The organism is Microbacterium sp. BWR-S6Y (assembly GCF_041379845.1).
Lineage (GTDB): Bacteria > Actinomycetota > Actinomycetes > Actinomycetales > Microbacteriaceae > Microbacterium > Microbacterium hydrothermale.
The window spans coordinates 313,237-326,590 of record NZ_JBFECV010000004.1; the positions used below are offsets into that span (position 1 = coordinate 313,237).

Here is a 13,354-nt window from a genome sequence, read left to right on the forward strand (position 1 = left end):
CGACCGATGCCGGCGCGCACGGGCAGAATGGAACGGATGCCGGGGAGGGAGGCCGCATGATCGTCGGAATCGGCGTCGACCTGGTCGACGTCCCCCGTTTCGAGGCGCATCTCTCGCGGACGCCGCGTCTGCTCGCCCGGTTGTTCGCACCGTCCGAGCGGGTCCTCAAGCCCCGGTCCCTCGCGGCGCGCTACGCCGCGAAAGAAGCGCTCATCAAGGCGCTGGGCGGGTCGGACGGCGTGCACTGGACCGACATCGAAGTCGCCTCCGAACCCTCGGGACGCCCCGTCTTCGCGCTGCGCGGAGAGACCGCGACCACGGTCGCGGCTCGGGGCATCACGGCGCTGCACTTGTCGATGTCGCACGACGCGGGCCTTGCGACCGCCTACGTCGTCGCCGAGGCCGCTCAGCCGGCCGGCGACACGCGGGCGTCGGCGCCCGCGGCATCCGTTCCCGACCCCGCCGGAGAGGACACCGCATGACGATGGCACCCGGGGTGCTGCGCGAAGCGCTCGTCGACGTCGACGCGATCACCGAGAATGTGCGCCACCTGCGCGCCCTGACCGGCAGCGAGATCATCGCGGTCGTCAAGGCGGACGGGTACGGGCACGGCGCGCACCGCGCCGCCCTCGCCGCGCTGCGCGGGGGAGCGGCCCGCATCGGCGTGTCCGACATCACCGAGGCGCTCGCGCTGCGCCGCGCCGGCATCCGGGCCCCCCTCTTCGCGTGGCTGCACGCGCCCGGGGCGTCGTTCGACGAGGCCGTTCGCGAAGAGATCGAGCTCGGCATCTCCGACCTCGACCAGTTGCTGCGCGCCGGTCAGGCGGCGGGCGAGGGGCGTCCCGCCGCGGTGCACCTGAAGATCGAGACGGGCCTTTCGCGCAACGGCATCGCCCCCGCCGACTGGCGCGTGGTGTTCTCCGAGGCGGCCCGCCTCGAGCGCATCGGTCGCCTGCGCGTGGTCGGTCTCTTCTCGCACCTGTCAAACACGAGCCTCGACGACGACCGCGCGGCGCTGGCGAAGTTCGAAGAGGGCGTGATCCTGGCTGCGTCGGCGGGGCTCCGGCCCCCGTTGCGGCACATCGCCGCGACGAACGCCGCGATCGCGCTTCCCGAGGCCCGCCTCGGCTGCGTCCGTATCGGCATCGGCCTGTACGGCGTCTCGCCCTTCGACGACCGCACCCCCGCCGACCTCGGGCTGCGCCCCGCCATGACCCTGCGGGGCGCGGTGGCGGCGGTGCGGCGCGTCCCCGCGGGCACGGGCGTCTCGTACGGCTACGACTACCGCACTCCGGTCGACACGACGCTCGCCCTCGTGCCGCTCGGCTACGCCGACGGCGTGCCGCGGCAGGCGTCGGGCCGCGGGCCGGTCGTGATCGGCGGTCGCCGTTTCACGGTCGCGGGTCGGATCGCCATGGACCAGTTCGTCGTCGACGTGGGCGATCACCCCGTGTCGATCGGCGACGAGGTCGTGCTCTTCGGCGATCCGACGCTGGGCGTGCCGTCGGCCCGCGACTGGGCGGATGCCGCCGACACGATCGACTACGAGATCGTCACGCGCGTGGGAGCGCGCGTCCCCCGACGAGAGGTGCACGCATGAGCGTCCCCGAGGAGGTGCTCGGTGAACGCGTCGTCGAGTCCCCGTCCGACATGGAGGACCTGGGCCGGCTGATCGGCCGCGCCCTCGAGCCCGGTGACGTCGTCGTGCTGACGGGTCCGCTCGGCGCGGGCAAGACCACCCTCACCCGCGGGATCGGCGAGGGCCTCGGCATCCGGGGGCCCGTGCAGAGTCCCACTTTCGTCATCGCGCGCACGCATCCCTCGCTGTCGGGCGGGACTCCGCTCGTGCACGTGGATGCCTACCGGTTGGGCGCCGCGGTCGAGCTCGACGACCTCGACATCGATGTCGCCCACAGCGCGGTGATCGTCGAGTGGGGTCGCGGGGTCGCGGAGTACCTGGCCGACGCATGGTGGGAGATCGAGATCTCGCGCCAGACCGGCGGTCGAGGCGTCGACAACGCGTGCGGCGAGATCGCCGTGCACACCGTCGAGCTCGACGCCGACGCCCCGCGGACCGTCACGATCTCGCGGCATCCCTGAGCGCAGCCTCGCCGGCGGGGCGCGCGCCGCGCGTCACGCCGCGGGGGTCCGCCGTCCGCGGCGCGGGGGAGCGCTCCGTCTCCGCGAAGCGGGGGTCGGGGTCGCCCGGGAGGCCGCCCACACCTCGCGCAGCGCGCGCAGCGTCTGCACGGGCTGCTCGACGTGGGCGAAATGCCCGCTGTCGGCGAGGACCACGTGGTCGACGTCGCGCAGGATGCGCGACCACTCCCGTGCATCGGCCGCGGCGACGAACACGTCGTGCGCCCCGCGCACCGAGCGCACCGGGCACGCGATCCGGCGCCACACGGCGTCGTCATGCGTGCGCGACAGGTGAGCGGCGGCGAGAAACGCCGCGGGGCGGATCTCGTCGGCGAGAGCGTCGGTGACCGCGGGATCGACCCGTTCCGGATGCCGGAACAGCGGCCGCGCAAGATGGCGCAGGGCTCCCGTCCGTCGGAGCAGCCGCAGGAGGGGGTTCGCGAGAGGACCGAGACCCCGAAGAATCCGCATGGCGACGACCATCCCGGCGAGCCAGGGGAGCCGGATGCCGCCCGCCAGGGGGCGGCGCATCACGGCGCGGGCCCCGGCGCCGCTGGGCGACACCACGCCGACCGCCACGGTCTCGTCGGGGAAGCGCGCGGCGACGTCGAGAGCGATCACCCCGCCGAGGGAGTGGCCCACGAGGCGCCACCGGGGATAGCCCAGGGCACGCGCCACGGCAGCCACGGCGACCGCCAAGTCTGCGGGTGCGGGGACCGGCCCCGGGGACTCGCCCCACCCGGGGAGATCGACGGCGACGACGTCGGAGAGCGGAAGGCCGAGCTCATCGGAGGCGGCGATCATCGGTGCCCACGTCGCCCACGACCCCGCGGCGCCGTGCAGCAGCACGGTGGCGACCGGGCTCCCCGAGGCGCGTCCCGCGCGCACCACCAGGGGGCCGACCCCCGTGGGGACGACCGTGCGACGCAGCCCGAGGGTCGTGGCATCCATGTCTGTTCTTCGGAGCGGAGGGGAGCCCGGATGCCGCGACGCGCGGGCGGAGGGCGCCGGATACGCTGGAACGGTGATCCTCGGCATCGACACGTCGCTCGGCACCGCCGTCGCGGCCATCACCCGTGACGGAGAGGTGCTCGCCGACGAGCAGAGCGCGAACCCGCTGGGTCACGCCGAGGTCATCGGCGATCTGCTGCGCCGCGCGTCGTCCGCAGCGCCCGCCCCGACCCACGTCGCCGTCGGCATGGGCCCCGGGCCCTTCACGGGCCTGCGCGTGGGGATCGCCACCGCGCGGGTGTTCGCCCTCGGAAAGGGGGTGCCGGTGGTTCCGGTCCCCAGCCACGACGGCATCGCGCTGGGGGTGCTGCTCGCGGACGCGCTCACCGGCACCGAGACGGGGCGATTCGCGGTGGTCACCGATGCCCGGCGCCGCGAGTTCGCCTTCAGCGTGTACGACGGCCTTGACGACGACGGACTGCCCGTCCGACTCTCCGACGCCGCGCTCGCCCCGCGCGACGACCTCGACGCGCGTCTCGACGAGGCCGGCGCGCGCCGGTACGACGCCACGAGTGCCTCGGCCGCGATGATCGCTCTCGCCGCCGCCCGCGCCCTCGACGCCAGTCGCACGCTCGCGGACGGCGAGCCGCTCTACCTGCGCAGCCCCGACGTCGTCGCCGCCCACGCCCCGAAGCGGGTCAGCTGATGGTGACGCGTCGCGCCACCGGCGCCGACCTCGACGCCATCATGGACCTCGAGCGCACCTCGTTCCCCACCGACGCCTGGAGCGACGCGATGATGCGCGAGGAGCTCGCCTCGCCGCACGGCTGGTACGTCGTGGTCGAGGAGGCCGGTCGCCTCGTCGGATATGCGGGACTGCGCGCGGTGCGCGGCGCCCGGGACGCCGACATCCAGACCATCACGATCTCCGCGGCGGCGCGCGGTCGCGGGCGCGGGCGGGCCCTGCTGGCCACGCTGCTCACCGAGGCCGTGGACCGCGGGGTGCACGACGTGTTCCTCGAGGTGCGCGCCGACAACCCGGTGGCGCAGGCGCTCTACGCGTCGGAGGGCTTCGTCGAGGTCGGCCGCCGCGCGCGCTACTACCAGCCCGACGACGTCGACGCGATCGTGATGCAGCTCGACCTGCGCGGCTGGGCGGCCCGGCGCGCCGAGACCGCGGCATCCTCCGCCGCCGACCCCACGACCTCGTCGCCCACCGGAAAGGGATGGTGCTGATGGACGCGCCCCTCGTGCTCGGCATCGAGACCAGCTGCGACGAGACCGGGATCGGCATCGTGCGGGGACGCACCTTGCTCAGCAACACGATCGCCTCGAGCATGGACGAGCACGCGCGCTACGGCGGTGTCGTCCCCGAGGTCGCCGCGCGCGCACACCTCGAGGCCCTCCAGCCCTCGATCGACGCCGCGCTCGCCGAGGCGGGCGTCTCCCTCGCCGACCTCGACGCCGTCGCGGTGACCAGCGGCCCGGGGCTCGCCGGCGCGCTCATGGTCGGGGTGGGCGCGGCCAAGGGACTCGCCGTCGCGCTCGACAAGCCCCTCTACGCCGTGAACCACCTGGTCGGACACATCGCCGCCGACATCCTGGATGCCGAGGCGGGCGAGCTCGAGTACCCGACGGTCGCCCTGCTGGTCAGCGGAGGCCACACCTCGCTGCTGCTCGTGCGCGACCTCACCAGCGACGTCGAACTGCTGGGCGAGACGATGGACGACGCGGCGGGCGAGGCGTTCGACAAGGTCGCCCGTCTCCTCACGCTCCCCTATCCCGGCGGTCCCGAGATCGATCGAGCGGCGGCGACCGGCGACCCCACGGCGATCCGCTTCCCGCGGGGACTCTCGCGCGCCTCCGACATGGCATCCCATCGCTACGACTTCTCGTTCTCGGGACTCAAGACGGCGGTGGCGCGCTGGGTCGAGCAGCACGAGGCGACGGGCGAGCCGGTACCGGTCGCCGACGTCGCGGCCTCGTTCCGCGAGGCCGTCGTGGACGTGCTCGTGACGAAGGCCCTCGACGCGTGCGCGCGGTACGGCGTCCCCCGGCTGCTGCTGGGCGGCGGCGTCATCGCGAACAAGCGACTGCGCGACGTCGCCCTCGAGCGCGCCGCCGCCGCCAGGGTCTCGGTGCGCATCCCGCCGCTGCGGCTGTGCACCGACAACGGGGCGATGATCGCCGCGCTCGCGGCCGAGCTCATCGCATCCGGTCGGCGTCCCTCGACCCTCGCGTTCGGGGCCGACTCCACCCTTCCGGTGACCGAGATCCAGGTGGCCGAAGACCCGGATGCCGAGGCCCCGGCGCCATGACCGATCCGACGCCGCCGACGCGACGCGCGCGCAAGGAGACCACCGAGCAGGCTCCACCGGCGGTCGACCCACGGCGCCCGTGGATGGTCCCGGCGGGGGAGACGGCCGCTCCGGCACCGGATGAGAACGACGCCGAGCGACTGCCCACCGCGCAGCTCGAGATGGCGGCGTTCGGCGATCACCTGATCCCGTACGTCCCGCCCGCGCCGAAGCCCCCGCCCTCGCTCGCGCCCTGGGCGCTCGCGCTGGCCGTCGTGGCCCTGCTGGCCTCTCTCGTGACCGGGTGGCTCCTGCCCCTCGGGGTGATCGGGGTGATCGTCGCGACGATGTCGCTGCGGCGCACGCACGACAGTCGCCCCGTGGCCGTCTGGGCCCTGGCGCTCTCGCTGCTCTCGCTCGTGTTCAGCGTCGGGTGGCTGGTCTGGGGCTTCTCGCAGCTCGCCGTGCGCTGACGCCCGCTCGGCACGCGCTCGCCGTGCGGGGCCGTCAGACGCGATCGGCGAGGAGCGCGAGGCGCGCGGACCCGACCCGCGTGAGGAGGAGGGTCGCGGAGTCGTCGCCGCGCAACGCGAGCTTCTTGCGCAGCGTCGCGGGGTCGACGTCGACCCCGCGCTTCTTGATCTCGAGCGTGCCGATCCCACGCGCGCGCAGCGCCTGCCCGAGCTTCTTCGGGTCGGCGGGAAGCTGCTCGCGGATGCGGAACGACTGCACGAAAGGACTCGTCAGCGGCGCGTCCGAGGTGAGGTAGGCGATGCCGGGCGACAGCATCCCCGCCTCCAGGGCGCGGGCGACCTCGCCGATCAGTCGGGCGCGGATGACCGCTCCGTCGGGCTCGTGAACGAAAGCACCGAGCTCCCTCTCGGCCGCGTCCTCGCTGTCGGCGGGGGCCGTCAGCTCCCATGCCTCGTCGCCGCGCACCACCAGCGCGGCACGGCGCACGTGGTCGCGGGCGACTGCGCCCGCCCACAGCACCAGCTCGATCGTCGATCCGTCGGCACTGATCCACTGCGCCTCGACGTCGTCGGGGATCTGCGTCCGGTCGAACCCCGGTCCGAGTTTCACGCCGCCCGGCGTGCGCCGGAGGAGGTCGAACACCCACTCGAGCGAGGGCGACCACTCGCTCGAGGCGACCTGCCGCGTCTCGGAGTGACCCGCCGTGCGGCGCGCGGGGTCGAGCCACACGGCATCCGTCCCCTCCAGGTCGACGTCTTCGGCGCGCGCGTGCGCCACCATCGTGCTCTCCCCGAACGGGGCGAGGTTGTAGGCCGCGATGGCGGCGGTGACCTCGTCGGCGTCGACGGCGTGCACCCGGATGCCGAGACCCGCCATCCCGAGGGCGTCGCCGCCGATGCCGCAGCCGAGGTCGGCCACGCTCGTCATTCCCGCGGCGCGGAAGCGTCCGGCGTGACGCGCGGCGATCGACAGCCGCGTGGCCTGCTCGAGTCCCGCTCGCGTGAAGAGCATGCGGTCGGCGAAAGCGCCGAACTTCGCCGCCGCACGCACGCGGAGCCGAGCCTGGCCGACGACGGCCGACACGAGGTCGGGGGAGTGGCCGGCGGCGCGCAGGCGCGAGACGGCGCGAGCGGCGTCGTCGGTGGAGACGATCGGGCCGAGCTCGTCGAGAAGGCGCAGGCCGTCGGGCTTGAGCAGGGCGGTCAGCTCGCTGGTATCCACCCGATTCAGCCTAGGCGGGCGATTGTGCTGGCACTCGCGTTGCATGAGTGCCAGCGCTTCTCTACACTCGCATTAGCACTCTCCCCGCGTGAGTGCTGACAAGTCTTCTGTAACGAGAAAGAAGAGGTAGACCGTGTCGGTTTCCATCAAGCCGCTCGAGGACCGCATCGTCATCAAGCAGGTCGAGGCTGAGCAGACCACCGCGAGTGGTCTCGTCATCCCCGACACCGCCAAGGAGAAGCCGCAGGAGGGCGAAGTCGTCGCCGTCGGCCCCGGCCGCATCGACGACAACGGCAACCGTGTCCCCCTCGATGTCGCCGTCGGCGACCGCGTGCTCTACAGCAAGTACGGCGGCACCGAGGTCAAGTTCGGCGCCGAGGAGTACCTCGTGCTCTCGGCTCGCGACGTCCTGGCGGTCGTCGTCCGCTGATCGCGCGACTCGATCGAAGGCCCCGGGTGCTCGGCATCCGGGGCCTTCGTCGTTCCTCCCGGATGGCAGGAAGAGGGGGACGCGCGACCGTCCCGGGGTCGATCCCGCGCGTAGGCTGAGTCGGTGACCCCCGCTCCCTCCACTCCGACCGGGGGGACCACTCGCGGTGCCCTGTACGCTCTCGGCGCCTACCTGCTGTGGGGCGTCCTGCCCATCTACTTCCTGCAGCTCGCGCCCACCGGCCCCTTCGAGGTCGTGGCGTGGCGCATCATCCTCGCGTTCGTCTTCTGCCTGCTGCTGCTGACGGCGCTGCGCGCCTGGCGGCCCTTCCTCGCGATCGTGCGGCAGCCGCGCCTCATGCTGTTGACCGCCGTCGCCGGCGTGCTGATCTACGTGAACTGGCAGACCTACCTCTACGGCGCGCTGACCGGGCACGTCATCGAGACGAGCCTGGGGTACTTCATCAACCCGATCGTGACGGTGCTGCTCGGGGTCGTGGTGCTGCGCGAGAGGCTGCGGATCCTCCCGTGGATCGCCGTGGGCGTGGCCGTGGTCGCGGTCGTCGTGATCGTCGTCGGCTACGGCGCCTTCCCGTGGATCGCGCTGACCCTGGCGTTCTCGTTCGGCTTCTACGGTCTCGTGAAGAAGCAGATCGGACCCGCGGTGGATGCCGTGAGCGGACTCACCCTCGAATCGCTCTGGTTGCTGCCTGTCGCCGCCGTCCAGCTGGTGTTCGTGGCGAACATCAGCGGCATCACGCTCGGCACGCAGGGGGTGCTGCACACCGTCCTGCTCCTGCTCGCGGGCGCCGTCACCGCCGTGCCGCTGCTGCTGTTCGCGTCGGGAGCCCGCCGCGTACCGCTCACCGTGATCGGGCTGCTGCAGTTCGTCGCGCCCATCATCCAATTCGTCATCGGCGTGTGGGTGCTCCACGAGCCCATGACGGCGGAGAGGTGGGTCGGCTTCGCCCTCGTGTGGGTCGCCCTGGTGATGCTCAGCGTGGACTCGATCGTGGCCTCGCGCCGCCACCGGCAAACGGTGGATGACGTCGTCGAACCGGTCTGACGGCGCGGATCCTGCGTTTGGCGGCCCGCTGTTGCCGCTGAAAAGTAACGATTGGGTCGCGTAACCGACCGTTAACACATTGCAACAACGTGGCCACAGGGGCGCCGTTAGGTTTGTGACAATCCGCGGGGGTCATCCCCTCGGTTCCTACTCACCAAGGAGCACCCATATGAGTGTCCTCTCCCGTTCGCGTTACGCGAAGATCGTCGGCGGACTCGCCGTGGTCGGCGTCAGCGCGCTCGTCCTGGCCGGTTGTTCCGGCAGCAGCACTCCGTCCGAGACCGGCGACGCTGCCGGTGGCGGCGACTTCCCGATCGACTGCAACGCGGCCGAGCCCGCCTCGTACACACCCGAGTACTCGTCGACCTCGACCGGCCCGGCGACCAACCTCACGTACAACATCGGCACGGCACTTCCCGTGACCGGTAACCTCGCCTTCCTCGGCCCGCCCGAGATCGCCGGTACCGAGTACGCCGCGTCGGAGATCAACGCCGCCAACAAGGGCGTGCAGATCAACCTCATCCAGGGCGACTCGGGCGACACCGACAACAAGGCCTACGAGACCGAGATCCCGCGCCTCCTCGGCGCCGGCGCGACCGCCATCGTCGGCGCCGCGTCGTCGGGCACGTCGCTGCAGTTCATCGACCAGGTCATCGCGGCCAACGCCGTGCAGATCTCGCCGGCCAACACCTCGGCTGCCTTCACCGGCTACGACGACAAGGGGCTCTACTGGCGGACTGCTCCCTCCGACGTCCTCCAGGGCGAGGTGCTCGGCAACCTGATCGCGTCCGAGGGCAACGAGACCCTCGGCATGATCGTGCTGAACGACTCGTACGGCACCGGTCTCGCGTGCTTCACCAAGAAGGCCTTCGAGAACGCCGGCGGGTCCGTCGTCGCCACGAGCCTCTACAACACGGGTGACACGAACTTCTCGGCGCAGATCGAGGACGTCCTGGCCCAGTCGCCCGACGCGATCGCCCTGATCACGTTCGACGAGGTGTCGACGATCATCCCCGACATCACCGCGAGCGTCAGCCCCGACAAGCTGTTCTTCGTCGACGGCAACCTGAAGAACTTCGGCACCCAGTTCCCCAACGGAACCCTCGCCGGGGCCAAGGGCACGTACCCGAGCGTCGACCCCGACTCGACGGCGACGTTCCGCAGCTCGCTGGAGTCGTTCTGGAGCGGTAAGGGCAACCCCGCGCTCGAGGACTTCACCTACGCCCCCGAGTCGTACGACTCGGTCGTCCTGCTCGCCCTCGCGGCGCTGAAGGCCGGCTCGGCCGCGGGTCCCGACGTGGCGGCGAACCTGCAGTCGGTCTCCGGCGGCAGCGGCAGCGGCACCAAGTGCACGACCTACGCGGAGTGCGCCGACATCATCATCGGTGGCGGAGAGGCCGACTACGACGGCGTCTCGGGCCCGATCACGTTCGACGAGGTGGGTGACCCCACCGAGGCGACGATCGGTGTCTTCGAGTACGGCGACGACAACAACTACAGCTGGCTCCGCGCCGGTTGATCGGTTGAGCCTGAGGGCCCCGGGACTTCGGTCCCGGGGCCCTTTCTCTGTGTTGTGCCGGTCGAGTCGTTCCGATGGCGGGATCGGGAGGTCGGAGAGGTGCGTCGGACGCGCACCATCGGCCGTGGACTCCGCGTCGCTCGCTGCAGCCGCGCCCGCGGCCAGGCCGCGGCGCCGTCCGCCCTGACCCGCCTGCCCCGCTGACCGGCCGGCTCCTGCCCGTCCCGGGCCACCCGACCGCTCGGACGGCCGCGCCGCCCGCTCGGCGCCGTCTTCTGCGCCGGCCCGGGCGTCCCGCGTCGCGCGGCCCTCACCGGAACGGCTCGGGCCCTGAGAGAGGGAATCAGGCCCGTCCCCGGTCGGCCCGCCCCGGGCATCCCCGTCGCGCGGGAAACACCCGGGCACTGAGACGGGGACCCGGGTCCTCCCACCCCGCGCACGGGACAGCCCTTTCTGATTCGGGGACCCGGTCCTGTCGCCAGTGACCCCGCCCCGCGAACGGAGAAGGCCCGGGCCCCGAACGGGACCCGGGCCTTCCTGCTGGCCGGAGGCGCGGCTCAGGTGCCGAGCGTGCCGAGGTACAGGCCGATGACGGCCGGGTCGTCCATGAGCTCGCGACCCGTGCCGGTGTAGGCGTCACGGCCCTGGTCGAGCACGTATCCGCGATCGCAGATCTGCAGGCAGCGGCGCGCGTTCTGCTCGACCATGATGCAGGTGACGCCCGCCTTGTTGATCTCCGAGACGCGGATGAACGCCTCGTCCTGGCGCACGGGCGACAGACCCGCCGACGGCTCGTCGAGCAGCAGCACCTTCGGATCCATCATGAGCGCGCGGCCCATGGCGACCATCTGGCGTTCACCGCCCGACAGCGAGCCGGCGCGCTGCTTCAGACGCTTCGCCAGGTCGGGGAAGATGCTCGTGACGAAGTCGACGCGCTCCGCGTACCCCTTGGGGCGCTGGTAGAGCCCCATCTGCAGGTTCTCGCCGATGGTGAGGCTGGGGAAGACGTTGTTCGTCTGCGGCACGAAACCGACGCCCTTGGCCACGAGCTTGTTGGCCCGCAGTCCCGTGATCTCCTCCCCGTCGAGGATGACGGAACCGGAGCGCACCTTCACCTGGCCGAAGATCGCCTTGAGCATGGTCGACTTGCCGGCGCCGTTGGGGCCGATGATGCCGATGAGCTCGCCGGGAGCGGCGGTGAGGTTGGCCCCGTTCAGGATGTTGACGCCGGGCAGGTACCCGGCGTGCACATCGCGGAGCTCGACAACGTTGCCGGTCATCGACCGTCCTCCTTCTCGTGCGACGACGGCGACGACTCGCCGTCGATCGCGGCGTCGACCTGCTGAGCGGTCTCGAGCAGCTCCGCGGCGGCGGCCGAGTCGACCGTCCCCTCGTGGCGGCCCGTGACGACGCCGAGGTCGACGTCCTGGTGCGCGCCCAGGTAGGCGTCGATGACGGCCTGGTCCTTCATCACGGTGTCGGGCGGGCCCTCCGCGACGATCTTGCCCTCGGCCATGACGACGACCCAGTCCGCGATGTGGCGGACCATGTGCATGTCGTGCTCGACGAAGAGCACGGTCATACCGAGGTCCTTCAGGTCGAGGATGTGGTCGAGCAGCGACTGCGTCAGCGCCGGGTTGACGCCGGCCATCGGCTCGTCGAGCATCACGAGCGTGGGATCGCTCATGAGCGCGCGCGCCATCTCGAGCAGCTTGCGCTGGCCGCCGGACAGTGAGGCGGCGAAGTCGGCCTCCTTGGCATCCAGCTTGAAGCGCTTGAGCAGGTCGCGCGCCTTGGCGTCGTTGTCGGACTCCTGCTTGCGCCACACGAAGGGCAGGATGCTGGAGAACAGCCCCTCGCCCTTCTGCTTGGTCGCGCCCAGCTTCATGTTCTCGAGAACCGTGAGCAACCCGAGCGCCTTGGTGAGCTGGAAGGTGCGCACCTGACCCATGCGGGCGGCCTTGAACGCCGGGATGCCGGCGAGGTTCTTGCCGTCGAACGACCACTGGCCGCTGTTGGGCTTGTCGAACCCGGTGAGCAGGTTGAACAGCGTCGTCTTGCCGGCGCCGTTCGGTCCGATCAGCGCGGTGATCGCGTTGCGCGGGATCTCGAGGTGCTTCACGTCGACGGCGGTGTTGCCGCCGAAGTCGCGACGCACGTTGTCGGCGACGATGATCGGGTCGACCTTGGCGACGCCAGGGCCGATCTCGCCCTTGTGCAGTCCGGTCGCCTTCGCCCGGGGCGCCGAAGCGCTGGGCACGACCGGCGTGGACTCATCGGACAAAGGTCATCTCCTTCTTGCTGCCCAGGATGCCCTGGGGGCGGAAGATCACGAGCAGCATCAGTGCGACGCCGACGATGACGAAGACGAGCATCTGCGACTGGTCGGCGGTGAGGAAGGGCAGCAGTCCGATCGAGGACAGCGCCGGCAGCAGGTTCGACAGGAACGCGCGGACGACCCAGAACAGCACCGCGCCGAGCACGGGGCCGAAGATCGTCGCCGCGCCGCCGAGCAGCAGGGCCGTGTAGACGAAGAACGTCTGCGACGTGACGTACACGTTCGGGTTCACGTTCGTGTCCATGGCCGTGATGATGCCGCCGGCCGCGATGATGACACCGCCGATGACGAGCGCCTGCATCTTGAACGCGAAGACGTTCTTGCCGAGAGCGCGGACGGCATCCTCGTCTTCCCGGATGCCGCGGATGACGCGGCCCCAGGGGCTGCGCATCAGCATCCAGACCAGCAGGACGGCGACGGCGACGGCGACGAGGCCGAGGATGATCACGTACCAGCGGTTGGCGTTGTACGTCCACGGGCCGAAGCCGTAGTCGCCCGCGGGGAGCGGGTTGTTCTCGCCGCGCCAGCCCGACTGGAAGTTGAACAGGCCGTCGGCCGAGCCGGTGACGCTGCGGAAGGTCGACGTGAGGAAGACCAGGCGCAGGATCTCGGCCGCCGCGATCGTGACGATCGCGAGGTAGTCGCCGCGCAGACGCAGCGTCGGGATGCCCATGATGAGGGCGAACACGATGGCCGCCGCGAAGCCGATCAGCGCCGCCAGCGGCCACGCGAGGCCGAAGGTGAGGATCGAGATCGCGAAGCCGTAGGCGCCGATGGCCATGAAGCCGGCGACACCCATGTTGAGGAGGCCGGCGAAGCCGAAGTGCATCGACAGGCCGATGGCGGCGAGGGCGTATCCGAACGTGGCCGGCGCGAGGATCTGCGACGCCGTGTTCGAGAGGATCTGCAGGAAGTCCATG

The 13,354-nt window shown here is 71.5% G+C and carries 15 protein-coding genes; 10 read left to right on the forward strand and 5 right to left on the reverse strand.

The window, feature by feature from the left end:
• The first annotated feature begins 56 nt into the window (after positions 1-56).
• From AB1K56_RS10955 to tsaE, 3 genes are read left to right on the forward strand one after another with little or no spacing between them, the layout of a single operon-like run.
• Positions 57-482, forward strand: a complete 426-nt coding sequence (locus tag AB1K56_RS10955) for a holo-ACP synthase (RefSeq protein WP_371205657.1) — start codon at positions 57-59, stop codon at positions 480-482.
• Positions 479-1,600 carry an alanine racemase gene (gene alr, locus AB1K56_RS10960; protein WP_371205658.1) on the forward strand — a complete coding sequence of 374 codons (1,122 nt, stop codon included), beginning with the start codon at positions 479-481 and terminating at the stop codon, positions 1,598-1,600. Before AB1K56_RS10955 ends, alr begins: the two co-directional genes overlap by 4 nt.
• The gene (tsaE, locus tag AB1K56_RS10965) at positions 1,597-2,100 is read left to right on the forward strand and encodes a tRNA (adenosine(37)-N6)-threonylcarbamoyltransferase complex ATPase subunit type 1 TsaE (RefSeq protein ID WP_136587191.1); all 504 of its coding nucleotides are present in this window, start codon (positions 1,597-1,599) and stop codon (positions 2,098-2,100) included. The genes alr and tsaE overlap by 4 nt, the downstream gene beginning before the upstream one ends.
• 33 nt (positions 2,101-2,133) lie before the next feature.
• Here the strand turns inward: tsaE and AB1K56_RS10970 are convergent, their stop codons facing one another.
• A complete protein-coding gene (locus AB1K56_RS10970) occupies positions 2,134-3,090 on the reverse strand; it encodes an alpha/beta hydrolase (RefSeq protein ID WP_371205659.1) in 957 nt (318 codons plus the stop codon).
• Between the two features lie 73 nt (positions 3,091-3,163).
• On the opposite strand from AB1K56_RS10970, the gene tsaB reads away from it, so the two are divergent.
• From tsaB to AB1K56_RS10990, 4 genes are read left to right on the forward strand one after another with little or no spacing between them, the layout of a single operon-like run.
• Complete coding sequence (gene tsaB, locus AB1K56_RS10975; RefSeq protein ID WP_371205660.1) at positions 3,164-3,796, forward strand: tRNA (adenosine(37)-N6)-threonylcarbamoyltransferase complex dimerization subunit type 1 TsaB; 633 nt, start codon at positions 3,164-3,166, stop codon at positions 3,794-3,796.
• A complete protein-coding gene (gene rimI, locus AB1K56_RS10980; RefSeq protein ID WP_371205661.1) occupies positions 3,796-4,326 on the forward strand; it encodes a ribosomal protein S18-alanine N-acetyltransferase in 531 nt (176 codons plus the stop codon). Before tsaB ends, rimI begins: the two co-directional genes overlap by 1 nt.
• Positions 4,326-5,408, forward strand: coding sequence for a tRNA (adenosine(37)-N6)-threonylcarbamoyltransferase complex transferase subunit TsaD (gene tsaD, locus AB1K56_RS10985; protein WP_371205662.1), 1,083 nt, complete (start codon positions 4,326-4,328; stop codon positions 5,406-5,408). The genes rimI and tsaD overlap by 1 nt, the downstream gene beginning before the upstream one ends.
• Positions 5,405-5,860, forward strand: a complete 456-nt coding sequence (locus tag AB1K56_RS10990) for a hypothetical protein (RefSeq protein ID WP_371205663.1) — start codon at positions 5,405-5,407, stop codon at positions 5,858-5,860. The genes tsaD and AB1K56_RS10990 overlap by 4 nt, the downstream gene beginning before the upstream one ends.
• Positions 5,861-5,894: 34 nt before the next feature.
• On the opposite strand, the gene AB1K56_RS10995 is transcribed toward AB1K56_RS10990, so the two are convergent.
• Entirely contained in the window at positions 5,895-7,082 is a 1,188-nt protein-coding gene (locus AB1K56_RS10995; RefSeq protein WP_371205664.1) for an SAM-dependent methyltransferase, read from the reverse strand.
• Positions 7,083-7,215: 133 nt separating this feature from the next.
• Between AB1K56_RS10995 and groES the strand changes: the two genes are divergently transcribed.
• From groES to AB1K56_RS11010, 3 genes are all read left to right on the forward strand, one after another.
• Positions 7,216-7,512 (forward strand): co-chaperone GroES, encoded by a 297-nt coding sequence (groES, locus tag AB1K56_RS11000; protein WP_013583903.1) that lies wholly within the window; start codon positions 7,216-7,218, stop codon positions 7,510-7,512.
• A 123-nt stretch (positions 7,513-7,635) separates the two neighbouring features.
• On the forward strand, positions 7,636-8,577 hold the full coding sequence (gene rarD / locus AB1K56_RS11005) for an EamA family transporter RarD (protein ID WP_371205665.1): 942 nt from the start codon (positions 7,636-7,638) through the stop codon (positions 8,575-8,577).
• Positions 8,578-8,746: 169 nt separating this feature from the next.
• The gene (locus AB1K56_RS11010) at positions 8,747-10,096 is read left to right on the forward strand and encodes an ABC transporter substrate-binding protein (protein ID WP_371205666.1); all 1,350 of its coding nucleotides are present in this window, start codon (positions 8,747-8,749) and stop codon (positions 10,094-10,096) included.
• Between the two features lie 557 nt (positions 10,097-10,653).
• On the opposite strand, the gene AB1K56_RS11015 is transcribed toward AB1K56_RS11010, so the two are convergent.
• The 3 genes from AB1K56_RS11015 to AB1K56_RS11025 are packed head-to-tail and all read right to left on the reverse strand — an operon-like array spanning position 10,654 to position 13,353.
• Entirely contained in the window at positions 10,654-11,376 is a 723-nt protein-coding gene (locus AB1K56_RS11015) for an ABC transporter ATP-binding protein (RefSeq protein WP_136587183.1), read from the reverse strand.
• Positions 11,373-12,356: an ABC transporter ATP-binding protein gene (locus AB1K56_RS11020; protein ID WP_136587224.1), complete on the reverse strand. Its 984-nt coding sequence runs from the start codon at positions 12,354-12,356 to the stop codon at positions 11,373-11,375. The genes AB1K56_RS11015 and AB1K56_RS11020 overlap by 4 nt, the downstream gene beginning before the upstream one ends.
• Before the next feature lie 13 nt (positions 12,357-12,369).
• Entirely contained in the window at positions 12,370-13,353 is a 984-nt protein-coding gene (locus AB1K56_RS11025; protein WP_136587182.1) for a branched-chain amino acid ABC transporter permease, read from the reverse strand.
• Position 13,354: the final 1 nt, after the last annotated feature.